The 17,310-nt window shown below is 65.4% G+C and carries 15 protein-coding genes; 3 read left to right on the top strand and 12 right to left on the bottom strand.

Features of this window, described 5'->3' with window-relative positions; all coding sequences use genetic code 11:
* Nucleotides 1-8 precede the first annotated feature (8 nt).
* Entirely contained in the window at nucleotides 9-989 is a 981-nt protein-coding gene (locus ACSVDO_RS08250) for a Bug family tripartite tricarboxylate transporter substrate binding protein (RefSeq protein ID WP_489595811.1), read from the bottom strand.
* A 260-nt stretch (nucleotides 990-1,249) separates the two neighbouring features.
* Here ACSVDO_RS08250 and ACSVDO_RS08245 point away from each other — a divergent pair, with 260 nt between their 5' ends.
* Entirely contained in the window at nucleotides 1,250-2,245 is a 996-nt protein-coding gene (locus tag ACSVDO_RS08245; RefSeq protein WP_332538036.1) for a LacI family DNA-binding transcriptional regulator, read from the top strand.
* 10 nt (nucleotides 2,246-2,255) lie between these two features.
* Here ACSVDO_RS08245 and ACSVDO_RS08240 read toward each other — a convergent pair whose 3' ends face one another.
* Nucleotides 2,256-3,242, bottom strand: coding sequence for a Bug family tripartite tricarboxylate transporter substrate binding protein (locus tag ACSVDO_RS08240; protein WP_489595809.1), 987 nt, complete (start codon nucleotides 3,240-3,242; stop codon nucleotides 2,256-2,258).
* Nucleotides 3,243-3,273: 31 nt separating this feature from the next.
* The gene (locus ACSVDO_RS08235; protein WP_489595807.1) at nucleotides 3,274-4,371 is read right to left on the bottom strand and encodes a mandelate racemase/muconate lactonizing enzyme family protein; all 1,098 of its coding nucleotides are present in this window, start codon (nucleotides 4,369-4,371) and stop codon (nucleotides 3,274-3,276) included.
* 91 nt (nucleotides 4,372-4,462) lie between these two features.
* On the opposite strand from ACSVDO_RS08235, the gene ACSVDO_RS08230 reads away from it, so the two are divergent.
* Nucleotides 4,463-5,365 carry a LysR family transcriptional regulator gene (locus tag ACSVDO_RS08230; protein WP_332548200.1) on the top strand — a complete coding sequence of 301 codons (903 nt, stop codon included), beginning with the start codon at nucleotides 4,463-4,465 and terminating at the stop codon, nucleotides 5,363-5,365.
* Here the strand turns inward: ACSVDO_RS08230 and phaR are convergent.
* The 8 genes from phaR to ACSVDO_RS08190 all read right to left on the bottom strand — a co-directional run bounded on the left by phaR (nucleotide 5,362) and on the right by ACSVDO_RS08190 (nucleotide 14,500).
* The gene (phaR, locus tag ACSVDO_RS08225; protein ID WP_332538032.1) at nucleotides 5,362-5,895 is read right to left on the bottom strand and encodes a polyhydroxyalkanoate synthesis repressor PhaR; all 534 of its coding nucleotides are present in this window, start codon (nucleotides 5,893-5,895) and stop codon (nucleotides 5,362-5,364) included. The genes ACSVDO_RS08230 and phaR overlap by 4 nt on opposite strands.
* Before the next feature lie 155 nt (nucleotides 5,896-6,050).
* The gene (locus ACSVDO_RS08220; protein WP_332538031.1) at nucleotides 6,051-7,679 is read right to left on the bottom strand and encodes a SpoVR family protein; all 1,629 of its coding nucleotides are present in this window, start codon (nucleotides 7,677-7,679) and stop codon (nucleotides 6,051-6,053) included.
* Nucleotides 7,676-8,947: a YeaH/YhbH family protein gene (locus ACSVDO_RS08215; RefSeq protein WP_332538030.1), complete on the bottom strand. Its 1,272-nt coding sequence runs from the start codon at nucleotides 8,945-8,947 to the stop codon at nucleotides 7,676-7,678. The genes ACSVDO_RS08220 and ACSVDO_RS08215 overlap by 4 nt, the downstream gene beginning before the upstream one ends.
* 46 nt (nucleotides 8,948-8,993) lie before the next feature.
* Nucleotides 8,994-10,916: a PrkA family serine protein kinase gene (locus ACSVDO_RS08210; RefSeq protein WP_332538029.1), complete on the bottom strand. Its 1,923-nt coding sequence runs from the start codon at nucleotides 10,914-10,916 to the stop codon at nucleotides 8,994-8,996.
* A gap of 204 nt (nucleotides 10,917-11,120) precedes the next feature.
* Complete coding sequence (locus ACSVDO_RS08205) at nucleotides 11,121-12,401, bottom strand: TRAP transporter large permease (protein WP_332548203.1); 1,281 nt, start codon at nucleotides 12,399-12,401, stop codon at nucleotides 11,121-11,123.
* Complete coding sequence (locus ACSVDO_RS08200; RefSeq protein WP_332538027.1) at nucleotides 12,398-12,973, bottom strand: TRAP transporter small permease; 576 nt, start codon at nucleotides 12,971-12,973, stop codon at nucleotides 12,398-12,400. Before ACSVDO_RS08200 ends, ACSVDO_RS08205 begins: the two co-directional genes overlap by 4 nt.
* A gap of 65 nt (nucleotides 12,974-13,038) precedes the next feature.
* Nucleotides 13,039-13,482, bottom strand: a complete 444-nt coding sequence (locus tag ACSVDO_RS08195) for a type II 3-dehydroquinate dehydratase (protein ID WP_332538026.1) — start codon at nucleotides 13,480-13,482, stop codon at nucleotides 13,039-13,041.
* Nucleotides 13,483-13,498: 16 nt separating this feature from the next.
* Nucleotides 13,499-14,500, bottom strand: coding sequence for a TRAP transporter substrate-binding protein (locus ACSVDO_RS08190; protein WP_332548204.1), 1,002 nt, complete (start codon nucleotides 14,498-14,500; stop codon nucleotides 13,499-13,501).
* A gap of 176 nt (nucleotides 14,501-14,676) precedes the next feature.
* Between ACSVDO_RS08190 and ACSVDO_RS08185 the strand changes: the two genes are divergently transcribed.
* Nucleotides 14,677-15,459, top strand: a complete 783-nt coding sequence (locus tag ACSVDO_RS08185; RefSeq protein ID WP_332538024.1) for an IclR family transcriptional regulator — start codon at nucleotides 14,677-14,679, stop codon at nucleotides 15,457-15,459.
* Between the two features lie 209 nt (nucleotides 15,460-15,668).
* Here ACSVDO_RS08185 and ACSVDO_RS08180 read toward each other — a convergent pair whose 3' ends face one another.
* On the bottom strand, nucleotides 15,669-17,186 hold the full coding sequence (locus ACSVDO_RS08180; protein WP_332538023.1) for an aminotransferase-like domain-containing protein: 1,518 nt from the start codon (nucleotides 17,184-17,186) through the stop codon (nucleotides 15,669-15,671).
* Between the last annotated feature and the right edge of the window lie 124 nt (nucleotides 17,187-17,310).

Genomic DNA, 17,310 nt, shown 5'->3' with positions numbered 1-17,310 from the left:
GGAAAAAATCAGTTGGCGGTGATGCCGCCGGTGTCTATCACCTGCTTCCAGCGCGCGAACTCCCTGGCCTGGAACTGGGTGAACTCCTCGGGGCTGTTGCCCACGACTTCGAGACCAGCGTCGGTGAACTGCTTGGTCAATGCCGGGTCCTTGAGCGCCTTGAGAATGCCGGCATGCAGCTTGGCCTTGACGTCCGCGGGCAGGCCCTTGGGCGCGGCAATGCCTTGCCATGCATAGACTTCTACGCCCTGAACGCCGGCTTCGGCCGTGGTCGGAACATCGGGCAGCACGGGCGAGCGCTTGTCGCCCGTCACGGCGATGGCCTTGAGCTTGCCCGACTTGATGTGCTGGATGACGGCGTTGACGTTCTGGAACGACATGTCGACCTGGCCGCCGAGCAGATCGGTGATGGCGGGAGCGCCGCCCTTGTAGGGAACATGCAGGCCATTGGTGCCGGTCTTCTGCCAGAACAGTTCGGCCGTCAGATGGTCGGAAGAGCCCGCGCCCGAGGTCGCGAAGCTCACCGCGCCGGGCCTGGCCTTGAGCAGCGCGATCACGTCCTGGATGTTGTTGACCTTGGGCGCGAGCGTGGGGTTCACGACCAGCACGTTGGGCGTCTGCACGGCCACGGTGAGGTAGCTGAAGTCCTTGAGCGGATCGTAGGGCAGGTTCTTCATCAGGTGCGGAGCGACGACGAAAGGTGCGAGCGACGCCACCAGCAGCGTATAACCGTCACCGGGCGCGCGTGCGACCTGGGTCGCACCTATGCTGCCGGTCGCGCCGGCCTTGTTGTCAACCACGAAGGTCTGCTTGAACTGCGTGCCCAGGTGGTTGCTGACCGCGCGCGCGATGGTGTCGGTCGCGCCGCCCGCGGGGAAGGGAACGATCACGTTGACGGTCTTGTCGGGCCAGGCGAATGCCGAGGTCGCGGCGCCCATGGCGGCCAGGCCTATGCAAACGGCGGTGGTGGCGGATTTCAATGCTCTCATCTGTTGTCTCCGATATATGCGGGGCGGGCACGCGCCTTCGCCCGATGATGAATTAATAGCCAGATAACGTTAACATTTACGCAAGAACAGATTGTTAACGTGAACATTCGCGGACGAATCAGTGTTTACCCTGAAGGCTCGAGATTCCGCAGGCTGCGCCCGCAGGGCGCGCCCCTGCTAACTGCATACAATCGGCCTGCCGCCACCGCGCGGCCGCCCATGCAGCCGTTGCGCGTGCCGTGCAGTCAACAGGAATCGATTTGTCCAACAAGCCCGCTACCGTCCAAGATGTCGCCACCCTCGCGGGGGTCTCGGCGATGACGGTCTCGCGCGCGCTGAATGCGCCCGACAAGGTCACGGCCGACACGTTGGCCCGGGTGCGGCACGCAGTCGATGCGCTGGGCTATGTGCCCAACGCGATGGCCAGCGGACTGCGCACCGCACGCGCGCGCATGGTCGCGGCGCTGCTGCCCACGCTGGTCGGCCCGGTGTTCGAGGAGCTGGTCGAGTCGCTGGCGGAGTCGCTCAAGCGCCGTGGTTACCAGCTGATGATCGGACAGGCCGGCTATGACGCGGCGCAGGAAGAAGCGCTGATCAAGACCATCATCCAGCGCCGGCCCGACGGCATCGTGCTGGTCGGCGCGGCGTCATCGGCGGGCGGGCGCCGTGCCCTGCTCGCCTCGCGCATTCCGGTGGTCGAGACCTGGGACTTCAGCGACAACCCCATCGACATGCTGGTCGGCTTCTCGCATGTCGCCATCGGCGAGACGGTGGCGCAATTCCTGCATGCGCGCGGACACCGGCATGTCGCGATCATCACCGGCGACGACGCGCGCGCGCGCACGCGCGCCCAGGCGTTCATCGACCGCTCCCGGGCGCTGGGCGCGCAGTCCGCGCAGTGCTTCTTCACGCGTGCACCGAGCACCATGGGCGCCGGACGCAAAGGCCTGGCATCGCTGCTACAGGCCACGCCGGAGATTTCCGCGGTGTTTTGCAGTTCGGACAGCCTGGCGCTGGGCGCGGCCATCGAAGCCCAGCACCAGGGGCTGCACGTGCCGCAGCAGCTGGCCATCGTCGGCATGGGCGACCAGAGCTTTGCCCAGGATGCCCAGCCCGCGCTGACGACGGTGCGGCTTGACGGCACGCGCATAGGCGAGATCGCGGCCGAATTCATGATGGCGCGCGCCGAAGGCCGCCCCATAGAGAATCCGGTGGTCGACGTGGGCTTCCATATCGTGGTCAGAGACAGCACCTAGGCACAGCCGCTCATTCGGGCCGAATGCCGCCCTTGCGTATCACCTCGCTCCATTTCGCGACTTCTTCCTGGATGCGCTGCGCAAACTCCGCGGGCGTGCTGCCCACGGGCTCGAAACCCATGGACCTGAGCCGCGCCTGCATCTCGCCCTGGCGAATGGAAGCGCGCAAGGCGCGGCTGATCTTGTCGAGCGCGGCCGCGGGAATGCCTTTGGGCGCGATCAGGCCGAACAGCGGCATGATGTCCACGCCCGGCAGCTTGGCTTCGGTGAACGTGGGCACGTCGGGCAGCTGCGGCGCGCGCTGCGGCCCGGTGACGGCCAGCGCGCGCAGCTTGCCGGCCTTGATATGTTCGGCCAGCGTGGGCACGGTGGCGAACGCGAACTGCACCTGGCCGCCGAGCAGGTCGGAAATCACCGTGCCGCCACCCTTGTAGGGAATGTGGATGACCTTGAGCCCGGCCTGCTGGGCGAGCTGCTCGCCCGCGAGGTGCGGGCCGCTGCCCACCCCTGCCGAACCGTAGGCCAGCGTGCCGGGCTCGGCCCTGGCCTTGGCCAGAAAGCCCGCGAGGTCCTTGACCGGCACCGACGGATGCGTGACCAGCACGAACTGCGCGCTGGCGATCTGGCAGATAGGCGTGAAGTCCTTTTGCGTGTCGTAGGCCAGGCGCGCGCCCAGCAGACCGGGGTTGATGGTGAACGTGCTGTCCATCATGCCCAGCGTATAGCCGTCGGGCTCCGACTGCGCGAGCGCGCGCGTGCCTATGGTCGTGCCGCCGCCGCCCTTGTTGTCGACGATGAACGACTGGCCCAGCGCCTGCTGCAGCGCCTGGCCCGCGAGCCGGCCCAGGTTGTCGGTCGCGCCGCCCGCGGGATAGGGAACGATGATGCGCACGGTCTTGTCGGGATAGGCGCCGCTGCTGGCCAGGGCCCAGGGCGTGGCGCCGGCCAGCGCCAGACCGGTGCAGTGGTGGATGAAACTGCGGCGGTTGTTCTGCATGTCTTGTCTCCTGTTTTGAATTCTTGCGCTCTCAGTGCGCGTAGCGGCCCTGGGCCAGGTCGGGCTCGGGGTCGGCGCCCAGGCCGGGGCCATCAGGCACCTGCAGCCAGCCCTGCTCTATCGGCAGCGTGCGGCCATAAGGCACATGGGCCAGCTCCACATACAGGCGCTCCAGCGACACTTCGGTCGTCTGCGCCGCGATCAGGTGCAGGCTGGCCAGAAAGCCCGGCCCGAAGAATGCGACCTGGGGAGCGCAGGTCACGCCGCTGCCTTCGCAGGCACGCGAGATCTCCCAGGCTGCCGTCAGGCCCAGCTTGATGACGCTGGGCTGAACGTATTGCACCGTGGCGTTCTCCACCATGCGCTGCAGCGCCAGCGCGCAGCTGGCGTTCTCGCCCACGGCCAGCGGCACGGCAACGCGTTCGCGCAGCGCGGCCAGGGCCTGGTCGTTTTCGGGCGTCCAGATCGGCTCCTCGATCCAGAACGGCTTATAGGGCAGCATTTCGGCGATCGCGGCTTCGGCCTCGTGCGGCAGCCAGGCGCAGTTGGTGTCGACCATCACCGGCACATCGGGGCCCACGGCGCGGCGCACCGCGGCCAGCGCGGGCGCGGTGCGCTCGTGCAGCTTGATCTCGGTATAGCCTTCGGCCAGCGCGCGCTGGCTCACCTGCTCGAGCAAGGCAGCGTCGGCGTAGTACTGCAGCAGCGAGGCATAGACGCGCACGCGGTCACGGCGCTTGCCGCCCAGCAGTTCGTACAGCGGCACCCCGGCCCTCTTGGCGCGCAGATCCCACAGCGCGATATCCAGCCCGGCGAGCGCATGCACCACGGGGCCCGAGCGGCCCAGGTTGTGCAGCATGCGCTGCATGGAAGGCAGCAGGGTTGCGTCATCGGCCTGCCTGCCGCAGGCCAGCGGCGCGATCAGGGTCTCGAAGATGGCCTGCAGCGCGCGCGGCTCCACGCAATACGACTCGCCCCAGGCCACCGTGCCGTCGTCGGTCTCGACGCGCACCAGCGCGCTGTCGAGCTTGTCGCGCGGCCGGCCCGCGAACAGCGGCGGCTCGCTCCAATGGTGAAAAGGCAGGCGCATGGGAATGCAGGTGATCGAGGCAATGGCGTTGGCGCGCATGAACAGAACCGGTGAAGACAGACCATCTATTCTTGGCGCGCTGCGGCCTATGGTCAAATAGCTAAAACCACTGTTTTCATATGAAATACATATGCTGAGTCGCCGAGAACTGCTGCTGCTGCGCGCGATGTATCAACAGGGCACGGTCACCGCCGCGGCCCACTCCATCCATATGACCCAGCCCGCTGCCAGCGCGCTGCTCAAGGACATGGAGACCCGTCTGGGCTTTGCGCTGTTCAGCCGCGAGAACCGGCGGCTGCACCTGACGAGCCAGGGCCGCGCGCTGATTCCCGAAGTGCTCAACGCGCTGTCGGGCATGGAGTCCGTGGACCGGCTGGCCAGCGATATCCGCCGCGGCGCGTCCGACCGGCTCAGCGTGGGCGCGGTCGCCGTGGCCTCGTCGATGCTGCTGCCGCAAGCGCTGCTCACGGTGCGCCGCGCCTACCCGGGCATCACGTTCACCGTGCGCGCGGGCTCGGGCCTGGAAATCATTGAAATGGCCGTGGACCACCGCATCGACCTGGGCATCGTGATCGGATCCGCGGCGCCCAACGAGCGCGTGCGCAAGGAGCCGCTGGCCGCGGTGAGCCTGTTCGCCATCCTGCACCCGCAGCACCCGCAGGCCGGTGCCGAAGTGCTGACGCTGGCCGAAGTCGCGGCGCTGGGCCTGATCGCGCTGTCGCCCGCGCTGCCCGCGGGGCGGGCGACGCAGCAGGCGTTCGAACACAACGGCCTAGACTACCGCCCGCTGATGGAGGTCGCGCAATCGTTCACGGCCTGCGAACTCGCGGGCGAACAGCTGGGCGTGGCCGTGGTGGAATCATTGGGCGCGCGCTATGCGCAGCGCATGGGGCTGGTCGCCAGGCATCTGCTGACCATGGAGGACTCGGCGCTGTCGCTGGTGAGCCCCAGGGACAGACCGCTCGAAGGGCCGGGCCAATGCCTGCGCGAGGCGCTGCGCGCGGCGGTGGGGGGCTTGCTGCCCGCGAACTAGCGCTTCAAGCCCATGGCTTCGAGCATCTGCTCGGTCTGCTTTTGCATCTGCTCCTGCATCTGCGTGAGCATGTTCTGCGACTGGCCCAGGTAATTGCCGACCATGCCCTGCATCAGCGCCGGCTGCATGCGCACGAACTGGTTCCACATTTCAGGCGTCGCGCCCTGCTCCACCATGCGCGCCTGGAAGTCGCTGAACATCTGCACGTTCTTCTCGAGGCTGGCGCCCATGCTGCCCTGCATCGCATGGCCGTAGAAACGGATGATGTTGGCCAGCACGGCTTCGGTGAACATCGGCGCGCCACCGGCTTCTTCCTCGAGAATGATCTGCAGCAGGATGCTGCGCGTGAGGTCGTCGCCGGTCTTCGCGTCGCGCACCACGAGCTGTTCGTTGGCCATGACCAGCGCCTTGACTTCGGACAGCGTGATGTAAGTGGAGGTGTCTGTGTCGTACAGCCGGCGATTCGGGTATTTCTTGATGACGCGCGGCCGGGGCTTGGCTTGGGCGTTCGATGTCTGGTTCTCTTGCACGGCTGACTCCTCTGGGGCATGGCGCCCCGGCTTGCACTGCAGCAGGGATTTTAGACATACGCCATGCGAAGCTTGCGCAGAACTTACCCTGAGCGCTCAAAAGCCCGCAAAACCCGACGCAGCCCATGGCCGCGCTGCCGTGATCGGCCGCTTGGCTAGCCTGGCGGCGGCGGCACCGAGTGCACCAGCACGGGCGACTCGCCGTCGGCATTGACGCTTTCGAGCTGCACGCCAAAACCCCACAGCCGCGCCGCGTGCTTGAGCACCTCCTGCACATCGTCGTTCAGCGGCCGGCCCTGGTGGCGCGTGTGGCGCAGCGTGAGGCCGCGGTCGCCGCGCAGATTCACGTTCCAGACCTGGATATTGGGCTCGCGCGCACCCAGGTCGTATTGCTGCGACAGCGTCTGGCGCAGCGAACGGTAGCCCTCGTCGTTGTGGATGGCGCTGACCAGCAGCTCGCGCTGACTCGAATCATCGTGGATGGAGAACAGCCGCATGTCGCGCATCAACTGCGGGCTCAGGTACTGGCCCACGAAGCTCTCGTCCTTGAAGTTCTGCATCGCGTGGTGCAGCGCGGGCAGCCAGGGCGTGCCCGCGATGTCGGGGAACCAGCGCCGGTCTTCCTCGGTCGGCTCCTGGCAGATGCGTCGTATGTCGCGGTACATCGCAAAGCCCAGCGCATAGGGGTTGATTCCGCTGTAGGCGCGGTGGCCGGCCGGCGGCTGGTAGATCACATTGGTGTGCGACGCCAACCACTCGATCATCACGCCGTCGGTGAGCCAGCCTTCGTCGTACATGGTGTTGAGCAGCGTGTAGTGCCAGAACGTGGCCCAGCCTTCGTTCATCACCTGGGTCTGGCGCTGCGGGTAGAAGTATTGGGCGATCTTGCGCACGATGCGCACGATTTCGCGCTGCCAGGGCTCCATCAGCGGCGCGTTCTTCTCGACGAAGTACAGCAGGTTCTCCTCGGGCTCCTTGGGAAAGCGCTCGTTTTCCTGCGCCGCATTTTCCCGCCCCGGGCGCGTGGGCAGCGTGCGCCACAGCACATTCACCTGCTGCTGGGCATAGGCTTCGCGCTGCTCGCGCTCGGCGCGCTCGCGCGCCAGGCTCTTCTTGCTCGGACGACGGTAGCGGTCCACGCCCAGATTGGACAGCGCATGGCAGGAATCGAGCCATTGCTCCACGGTCTCTATGCCATGGCGCTCCTCGCACTGGGCGACAAAATCGCGCGCATAGACCAGATAGTCGATGATGCCGCCCGCATCGGTCCACATGCCGAACAGGTAGTTGTTCTTGAAGAAGCTGTTGTGCCCGTAGGCCGCGTGGGCGATCACCAGCGCCTGCATGGCGGTGGTGTTCTCCTCCATCAGATAGCTGATGCAGGGGTTGGAATTGATCACGATCTCGTAGGCCAGGCCCATGTGGCCGCGGCGGTAGCGGCGCTCGGTCGCGAGGAAATCCTTGCCATAGCTCCAGTGGCGGTAGCCCACGGGCATGCCGGCGCTGGAATATGCGTCCATCATCTGCTCGGCCGAGATCACTTCGAGCTGGTTTGGATAGGTGTCCAGGCCAAAGCGTCGCGCGGTATCGGCAATCGCCGCGTGGTAGCGCTCGATCAGCTCGAACGTCCAGTCGCTGGGGTCGGGCAACGGCTGAGCCGGGCGCTGGGCCGCGGGCAGCGGCGTCGTGGGCACGCCGCGCTGTGTGCGTTCGGCCGCGGCCGTGGGACGCCAGACTTGCGGGCCGGCGCGCGGCGCCAGCACCGGGTATTGAGAAAGGTTCATACAGCGACCCCCTCTTTCTTGAACAGATCGCGAAACACCGGGTAGATATCGCCGGGCACCGACACCTTGCGCAGCGCGAAATGCGAGAACTGGCGCGCAATCTGGCTGTATTCCTGCCACAGGCTCTGCTCTTCCTGCACCACCTGCACATAAGCGTAGTAGCGCACCAGCGGCAGGATCTTCTCGACCAGCAGGCTGCGGCAGTTGCCGGTGTCGTCGTTGAAGTTGTCGCCGTCGCTGGCCTGGGCCACGTAGATGTTCCAGTCGGCCGCGGGGTAGCGCGCGCGCATGATCTGGTCGAGCAGCACCAGCGCGCTGCTCACTATCGTGCCGCCGGTTTCCTGCGAATGGAAGAATTCGTCCTCGCTGACTTCGGTGGCCTGGGTGTGGTGGCGTATGAAGACAATCTCTATCTTCTCGTAGTGGCGCGTGAGGAACAGGTACAGCAGGATGAAGAAACGCTTGGCTAGCTCCTTGCGCGCCTGGTCCATGGAGCCGGAGACATCCATCAGGCAGAACATCACGGCCTGGGTGCTGGGCTCGGGAACGCGCGTGCGGCTGCGAAAGCGCAGGTCTATGGGATCGAGAAACGCGACCTTGCCGATGCGCGCCTTGAGCGCGTCGATGCGCTGCTGCAGCTCGGCCAGCACCTCGCTGGTGCCATCGTCCTGCGCCAGCAGCGCCTCGAGCTGGGCCTGCAGGGCCTTGAGCTCGCGCTGCGGCGCCTTGGTCAGCGCGATGCGCCGGCCCAGCGCCCCGCCCATGGTGCGCAGCAATGCGAGGTTCTGCGGCGTGCCGTCGTGGCTGTAGCCCGCGCGCCGCAGCCGGTACTGCTGGGTGCTGGCGATATGGGTGCGCAGCAGCCGCGGCAGCGCCAGGTCTTCAAAGAACAGTTCCATGAACTCTTCCTTGGACAGCGTGAAAGTGAAGTCGTCCTCACCCTCGCCGCTGTCGCTGGCCTGCGAGCCCGAGCCGCTGCCCGCGCCGCCCTGGGGGCGCGCAATGCGGTCGCCGCGCACATGGTCGCTGTTGCCCGGGTGCACGGTGTCCGAGATGCCGCCCTGGCCGTGGCGGAACAGGGGCTCGCGTATGTCCTTGCGCGGGATGGTGATGCTCTCGGCCTGCTCGATATGGCGGATGTCGCGTTTGCCCACGGCGCGCTGCACCGCCTCGGCAATCTGCTGCTTGTAGCGGCGCACGAAGCGCTCACGGTTGCCCACCGACTTGTTCTTGCCGGAAAGCCTGCGGTCAATGATATGCAATGCCATCTTTGCCCCCCTCCATGGTCGGACGCGCGCGCAGCGCGCGCCGCGCTCAGCTGCTCTTGCGCACGCGCAGGTACCACTCGCACAGCAGGCGCACCTGCTTGGGCGTGTAGCCCTTGGCTTCCATGCGCATCACGAAATCCTCGTGCTTGCGCGCGTCCTCGGCGTTGGCCTTGGCGTTGAAGCTGATCACGGGCAGCAGCTCCTCGGTGTTGGAGAACATCTTCTTCTCTATCACCAGGCGCAGCTTCTCGTAGCTGGTCCAGGCCGGGTTCTTGCCCTGGTTGTTGGCGCGCGCGCGCAGCACGAAGTTGACGATCTCGTTGCGGAAGTCCTTGGGGTTGGCCACGCCCGCGGGCTTCTCTATCTTCTCGAGTTCGGCATTGAGCGCGGCGCGGTCGAAGGCTTCGCCGGTGTCGTTGTCGCGGTACTCGTTGTCCTGTATCCAGTAATCGGCGTAGGTGACATAGCGGTCGAAGATGTTCTGGCCGTACTCGCTGTAGCTTTCGAGGTACGCGGTCTGTATCTCCTTGCCTATGAACTCGGCGTAGTGCGGCGACAGGAATTCCTTGATGTAGCCGGTGTACTTGGTCTCGAGTTCGGCGGGAAACTGCTCGCGCTCTATCTGCTGCTCGAGCACATACATCAGGTGCACGGGGTTGGCCGCGACTTCGGTGCTGTCGTAGTTGAACACCCGCGACAGGATCTTGAAGGCAAAGCGCGTGGAGATGCCCGACATGCCTTCGTCCACGCCCGCGAAGTCGCGGTATTCCTGGTAGCTCTTGGCGCGCGGATCGGTGTCCTTGAGGCTTTCGCCGTCGTAGACCTGCATCTTGCTGAAGATGCTCGAGTTCTCGGGCTCGACCAGGCGCGTGAGCACCGCGAACTGCGCCATCATCTTGAGCGTGCCCGGAGCGCATACGGCATTGGCCAGCGAAGACTCGCGGATCAGCTTCTCGTAGATCTTCACTTCCTCGGACACGCGCAGGCAGTAAGGCACCTTGACGATGTAGATGCGGTCCAGAAACGCCTCGTTGTTGCGGTTGTTGCGGAACGCCTTCCACTCGCTTTCATTGCTGTGCGCCAGCACCATGCCGTCGAAAGGAATCGCGCCGAAGCCTTCGGTGCCCTTGTAGTTGCCTTCCTGTGTCGCGGTGAGCAGCGGGTGCAGCACCTTGATGGGCGCCTTGAACATTTCGACGAATTCGAGCAGGCCCTGGTTGGCCAAGCACAGCCCGCCCGAATAGCTGTAGGCATCGGTGTCGTCCTGGGCGAAGTTCTCGAGCTTGCGGATGTCGACCTTGCCCACGAGGCTGGAAATATCCTGGTTGTTCTCGTCGCCGGGCTCGGTCTTGGCAATCGCCACCTGCTTGAGGATGCTGGGGAAGCGCTTGACCACACGGAACTGGCGGATGTCGCCGCCGAGCTCCTCCAGACGCTTGACCGCCCAGGGAGACAGCACATGCTGCAGCGCGCGCCGCGGAATGCCGAACTGCTCTTCCAGCACGGGTCCGTCCTCGATGGGGTCGAACAGGCCCAGCGGCGACTCGTTGACGGGCGAGCCCTTGAGCGCGTAGAACGGCACTTTCTGCATCAGGTACTTGAGGCGCTCGGCAATGGAGCTCTTGCCCCCGCCCACCGGGCCCAGCAGGTAGAGGATCTGCTTGCGTTCTTCAAGCCCCTGGCCTGCATGGCGGAAGAAGCTCACCACCTGCTCTATGGAGTCCTCCATGCCGTAGAACTCGGCAAACGCGGGGTAGCGGCGTATCAGTTTGTTGGCGAAAAGGCGCGACAGCCGCGGGTCGTTGCGCGTGTCGACCATGACCGGTTCCCCCATGGCCAGCAACATGCGCTGGGCGGCGCTTTCATACGCGGTCGGATCGCGCAGGCACAGCGCCAAGTATTCGTCGACCGACATCTCCTCTTCGCGCAGCCTCATGTGCCGCGCAGCCGAATTGCTGATGACATCCATACGACCTCCCGTGGCAACACCCAAAGACGAAAAGTGCCGCTAAGTTGCAAGGCATTCGCTTGCCGTATGGTGCTGTTGTAGCACCTGGAAGGCGCTTTGAATAGACCATTTAGTGCATAACGCTGCAAGCTGCTGTTTGGTCGACAGAGGTTCCCGATCTTGACCCACAAGCTGGGCCGGCGCCGCGGCCGGCCCAGCCTGGACTCAGCGGTAAAAGAACTTCGCCGGGCCGGTGACAAGCCAGGGAAACAACACCATGGCGAACATCATCGCGAACTGCGCGAGCATGAACGGAATGACGCCGCGCGTGACATCGTCCATCGACATCTTGCCCACGCCCGCGACCACGTTGAGCACCGTGCCCACGGGCGGTGTCACCAGCCCTATCGAGTTGTTGATGATGAACATCACGCCGAAGTACACCGGGTCTATGCCGGCGGCGTTCACCACCGGCATCAGCACCGGGGTCAGGATCAGGATGGTCGGCGTCATGTCCATCGCCGTGCCCACCAGCATCACCAGCACCATGATGGCCATCATCAGCAGGATCTTGCTGTCCATGAACGGCTGCAGCAGCGCCACGACCTTGGACGGCAGGTCGGCGACGGTGATCAGCCAGGCGCTGACCATGGCCGCCGCGATCAGGAACATCACGATGGCGCTGGTCTTGGCCGCGGCGACAAAGATCGCGTAGAGCTTGGCCCAGGTGATCTCGCGGTAGACGACCGATGCCACGAACAGTGCATAGACCGCAGCCACGACCGCCGCCTCGGTGGGCGTGAACACGCCCATGCGCAGGCCCACGAGAATGATCACCGGCAGCAGCAGCGCCCAGAACGCCTTGCGTGCGGCGAGCAGGATCTCGGCGCCCGACTTGCGCGGCGGCGGCACGAGCTTTTCCTTGCGCACCAGGTAGGCCCAGGTGACCCACAGCGCGCCGCCTATCAGCAGGCCCGGAACGATGGCCGCGAGGAACAGCTTGGAAATCGACACGTTGGCCGCGACGCCGAAGATCACCAGGCCTATGCTCGGCGGAATCACCGGGCCGATCACGCCGGTCGCGGCGATCAGGCCGCCGGCGCGCGCCTTGTCGTGGCCGGCCTTGGTCATCATGGGCAGCAGCAGCGCCGTGAGCGCCGCGGCATCGGCCACGGCCGAGCCCGACAGCGCCGACAGCAGGCAGCCGGCCATGATGGTCACATAGCCCAGGCCGCCCTTGACGTGGCCGACCAGGGCCAGCGCGAAGTCGACGATGCGCCGCGACAGCCCGCCGACGTTCATGATCTCGCCGGCCAGCATGAAGAACGGCACGGCCAGCAGCGGAAAGCTGTCGGCGCCGCCGATCAGGTTCTGCGCGAGGATCTGCGGATCGAACAGATCGAGATGCCACATCAGCGCCACGCCGCTGGCCAGCAGCGAGAACGCGATCGGAATGCCCATGGCCATGGCCAGCAGCAGCGCGCCCACAAATACGAAGATCGTCATTTCTCGCCTTTCCGGGCCGCGGGCGCATCGCCCTCCTGGGCCGCCAAAATCTGCTGCAACTGCACCGCTTCCTCCGATTCCTGCACCATCACCAGTTCCGCCTCGCTGATCTTTCCGGTGACCAGGCGCAGCAAATCGAGCAGCATCAGAAAGCCCGCGCAGACCGCGAACACCACGCAGGAGAGATAGACGATGGCCATGGACGCGCCGGTCGTGGGCGCAGTGACGTCCCAGTTGATGCGCGCCTGGGCGATGCTGCCCTGCAGCAGCAGCCACAGGATGTAGAGCATCAGCAGATGGCCCAGGCCCAGGCAGATCTTCTTGGCCCAGGCCGGCAGGCGCTGCACCACCATGTCGACGCCCAGGTGGCCGTGCTCGCGCAAGGCCACGATGGCGCCGAGAAACGTCATCCAGATGAAGAGCCAGCGCGATACTTCCTCGGAGACCGTGATGCCGGAATTGAACAGATAGCGCAACACCACGTTGCCGAACACCAGCACCACCATCGCGGCGAGCATGGCGGCAATCACCCCTTCGAGGCCGCGGCAGGCGCGGTCTATCCAACGATTCATGTCATTCCCCTTGCTTGATTGGGCAACGGCCCCGCAGCGCGTCTGGGCGCTGCGGGGCCGCGGCGTCAGGCCTTGGCTTCGCGCAGGCTTTCGACCAGCGCGCGCAGGCCGGCGAAGTAGGAATGCGGGCCGAACCCCTGCACCGTGGCCTTGACCGCGGGCGAGATGATCGAATGCACGCGCCAGGCTTCACGCGCGGCGATGTTCGACATGTGCACTTCGATCACCGGGAACGGCATGGCCTTGATCGCATCGTGCAGCGGCACGCCGTGCTGCGTGAGCCCGGCGGGGTTCACCAGCGCGCCCTGCGCGCTGTCGATGTTGGCGTGCAGGAAGTCGATCAGCGCGCCTTCGTGGTTGGACTGCATGATGTCCAGCGTCACGCCCAGCTCCTGGGCCAGCTTTTCCAGCCGCTCGTTGATCTGCACCAGCGTGGTCGTGCCGTAGATATGCGGTTCGCGCCGCCCGAACAGGTTCAGGTTGGGACCGTTGAGAACAAGAATTTTCATGTTGCGCTGCCTGGAATCACTTGCGGATGCGGGCCAGTTCGTCGTTGTAGAGCTTGACGATGGCGGGGTCGTAGGTGGCGGCGAAACGGTCGATCACGGGCTTGGCGATCTGCTGCATGCGCGTCTGCTCGGCGGGCGACACTTCGTTGTACTGCAGTCCCTTGGCCTGCAGTTCGCCCACGGCCTTCTGCGCTGCCGCACGGCTGACCTGGCGCTGGTAGCCGCGCGACTCGTTCGCGGCCTCGTTCATCATCTTCTGCTCGGCCGGCGTCAGCTGGTCCCAGAACTTCTTGCTGACCAGCACGATGTTGGCCGCATAGACATGGTTGGTGGCGCTGACGTACTTCTGCACTTCGTAGAACTTGTTCGACAGGATCACGGCAAACGGGTTTTCCTGGCCATCGACGGCCTTGGCTTCCAGCGCGCCATACAGTTCCGCGAACGGCATGGGCACGGGATTGGCCTTGAACGCCTTGAACGTGTCCAGGAACACCGGGTTGGGAATCACGCGCAGCTTGAGGCCGTCGAAGTCCTCGGGCTTGGTGATTGCACGCTTGCTGTTGGTGACGTTGCGAAAGCCCAGATCCCAGTAGCCCAGCGCGACCAGGCCTTTTTCGGGCAGCTTGGCGATCAGCGCCTGGCCCAGCGGGCCGTCGAGCAGCGCGTCGGCCTGGGCATAGTTGGCGACCGAGAAAGGGAAGTCGACCAGGCCGAACTCCTTGACGATGCCGGCCAGCGAGGTGGTCGCTGGCGCCGACATCTGCTGCACGCCGCCCTGCAGCGCCGATTGCTGCTGCATCTCGTTGCCCAGCTGCGAGGCCGGGAACTCCATGACCTTCATCTTGCCGCCGCTCTTGGTGGCGAGGATTTCGCCGAAGCGCTTGACGCCGAAGCTCACCGGATGATCGGCATTGTTCAAGTGACCGAAGCGGATCACGCGCTCTTGCTGCGCGCTCGCAGGCAAGGCAAAAAGCAGGGACAGGCCAGCGGCCAGGGCGATGCGGGCAGGAATGCGCATGGAACACCTCCAGGGAAGAAACAACGGACTGGACCGTCAGGCCCAGCGATTGATACCGATGGTAATTAAAAAGTGGAAACTCATTCCACAGTAGAAACCCTTTATCATTTGCTCAATATTTCTCGTACAAATCAGCAGATGGCACCCGTCCGCCCCCCGCTTGAAAGTCGCATCGCATGAGCAACATCCTGGAACGCAGTTTCAAAGTGCTGGAACACCTGGCCGTTCACCCCGAAGGCAAGGCCATCTCGAGCCTGTCCACCGAACTCGACATGCCGCTGAGCGCCACGCACCGGCTGCTCGCCGAGCTCAGCCGCTGCGGCTATGTGCGCCAGGAGCACAGCCAGGGCAACTACATGCTGACCATCAAGCTGGTCTCGCTGGGCTTGGGATTTCTGAGCGCCAGCGGCATCGTCGACATCGCCCAGCCGCTGCTTGACCGCCTGGCCGGCGAATCGGGCGAGCTGGTGCGCCTGGGCGTGGTCGATGGCGACGAACTGACCTTTGTCGCCAAGGCCCAGGGCGCGCTGCGCGGCCTGCGCTATGACCCCGACATGGGGCTGTCAGTCAATCTGTCGTGCAGCGCCGCGGGCCACGCCTGGCTTGCGACCATGAGCGACGAGCAGGCGCTGGCCCTGGTGTCGCGCCAGGGCTTTGGCCAGCCGCAGGACTTCGGCCCGAACGCCCCGACCACGGTCAAAGCCTTGCTGGCGCATCTAGAAACCACGCGCCTGCATGGCTTCAGCCGCATCGTCGAAGTGTTTGCTCCCGGCATGAGCGCCATGGCCGCGCCGATCCGCCGCGGCAACGGCCCGGTGATAGGCGTGGTGACGATTGCCGGCCCGCTGATGCGCCTGACAGAAGCGCGCATGGAGGCGCTGGGGCCGGCGCTGCTGCAGACCACGCAGGAGCTGGCGATGACCAGCAGCGGCTCGGCGTTGCTCAAGAATCGGGGTTGAGGTCAACGCAGAGCTCTGGCCTGCCCGGAGGGAATCGGGAACCGGTTTTTCTGGCGCCAGTATTCGATCCAGCGCCATCACCTACTGTTATCGCGGCGGCCGTTCATGGTTCGACAAGCTCACCACGAACGTTTTCAAGCGTTCGGGCTGAGCCTGTCGAAGCCCTGCGTCGAACAAGCCTGCCCTCAGACACGGCCGGCAAGGCAAGCTCAGGGGGGACTGCCCCGCGCGCCCTGCCCCAGCTGCGCGCAGGCCATGGCCCCCAGCGTGCGGCATACCTGCTCCATCGCGGGCGTCACCGGGTGGGTGCATGCCAGGCGCAGACAGTGTTCGTAGCGCCCCGAGTTCGAGAACATGCTGCCCGGTGCAATGCGTATGCCCTGGGAAAGCGCTTCGGTGAACAGCGCGGAACTGGAAAACCCGTCGGGCATTTCCAGCCACAGGCACAGCCCGCCGGGCGGCAGGCTCAGCCGCGTGCCCAGCGGAAAATGGCGCGCCACCAGCCGCGCCATGGCTTCGCGCTGGCTGCGCAGCTGCTGCTTGAGCTTGACCAGGCTGCGCTGGTGCGTGGGCGAGCCCAGCACTTCGGCGACGATCAGCTGGGCCAGCGTCTGCGTGTTGCGGCTCTGGGCGAACTTGAGCATCTGCACGCGGCCATGCCAGCGCCCGCCGTTCATCCAGCCCTGGCGCAGGCCGGGCGCGAGGCTCTTGTTGAACGCCTGGCAATAGATCACATGGCCCGAATTGTTGTCCCAGGCCTTGAGCGGCTTGACGACCTGATCGCTTTCGACGAACAGACCATAGGAATCGTCTTCTATCAAGGCCGCGCCATGGGCCGCGCACAACGCCACCATGCGCGCCTTGTGCGCGTCGGGCATGCGCGCGCCCAGCGGCATCTGCAGCTCGGGCACGACCACCACGGCCTTGAGCCGCGGCTGGGTCTGGAACGCGAGTTCCAGCGCCTCTATCGACATGCCGGTGCGCGGGCTGCAGGGAATTTCCAGCGTCTGCAGCTGCAGCGACTCGACCACCTGCAGCAGGCCGTAATAGGTCGGCGACTCCACGGCCACCATGTCGCCGGGCGCGCAGACCGCGGCCAGGGCCAGGCTCACGGCTTCCGAGTTGCCGGTGGTGGCCAGCACATCGGCCGGCGCCACGCGTATGCCCGAGGCCAGCGCGCGCCGCGCCATTGCCTGCTGGAAATCGGGGTGGTTGCCCTGGTTGGCAAGCAGCGAGCGGCCCTGCACCAGCAGCGTCGGGTCGTCGCGCAGCAGCCGGGCGACGATGCGGTTCAGATAGTGGTGATCGAACAGTCCCGGCGGCGGCGTGCAGCCGCCGATATCGGTATGCACCTGCGCCTGGCGCCCCTGCTCCAGCAGCAGCGAAATATGCGCGTTGATGCCTATGAAGTGCGCCTGATCCACGCCTACCACGGGCTGGCTCAGATCGGGCTCGCTGCTCGGCGCAAGCGCCCCGCCCTGGGCGCTGCGCACGAAGTAGCCCACGCGCTCGCGCGCCTCCAGATGCCCTGCGGCTTCGAGATGGCGCAGCATCTGCAGCGCGGTCGACAGGCTCACGGTGTGGCGGCGCATCACTTCGCGCACCGAAGGCATGCGTTCGCCGACCTGCAATGCGCCCATGGCCATCGCATGCGCGTAATCGGCCGCGATGCGCTGATACAGCGGCAGTGATGCGTCGGATCGGGTCTCGGCGAGAGGCAGCAGCATGGGGCGTGGAATAAAGGTGCTCAGGCCTTGCATCATGCCTGTTCCGGCTGTTCTGCAACAGATACAGATTCAGCGCTGCCGGACCAGAACAGATGCCTGCAAGCTGCGCTGCTGCGGTGCACAA

It is taken from the genome of Comamonas sp. DB36 (assembly GCF_057914905.1).
This window is presented reverse-complemented; position numbering and strand designations above follow the sequence as displayed.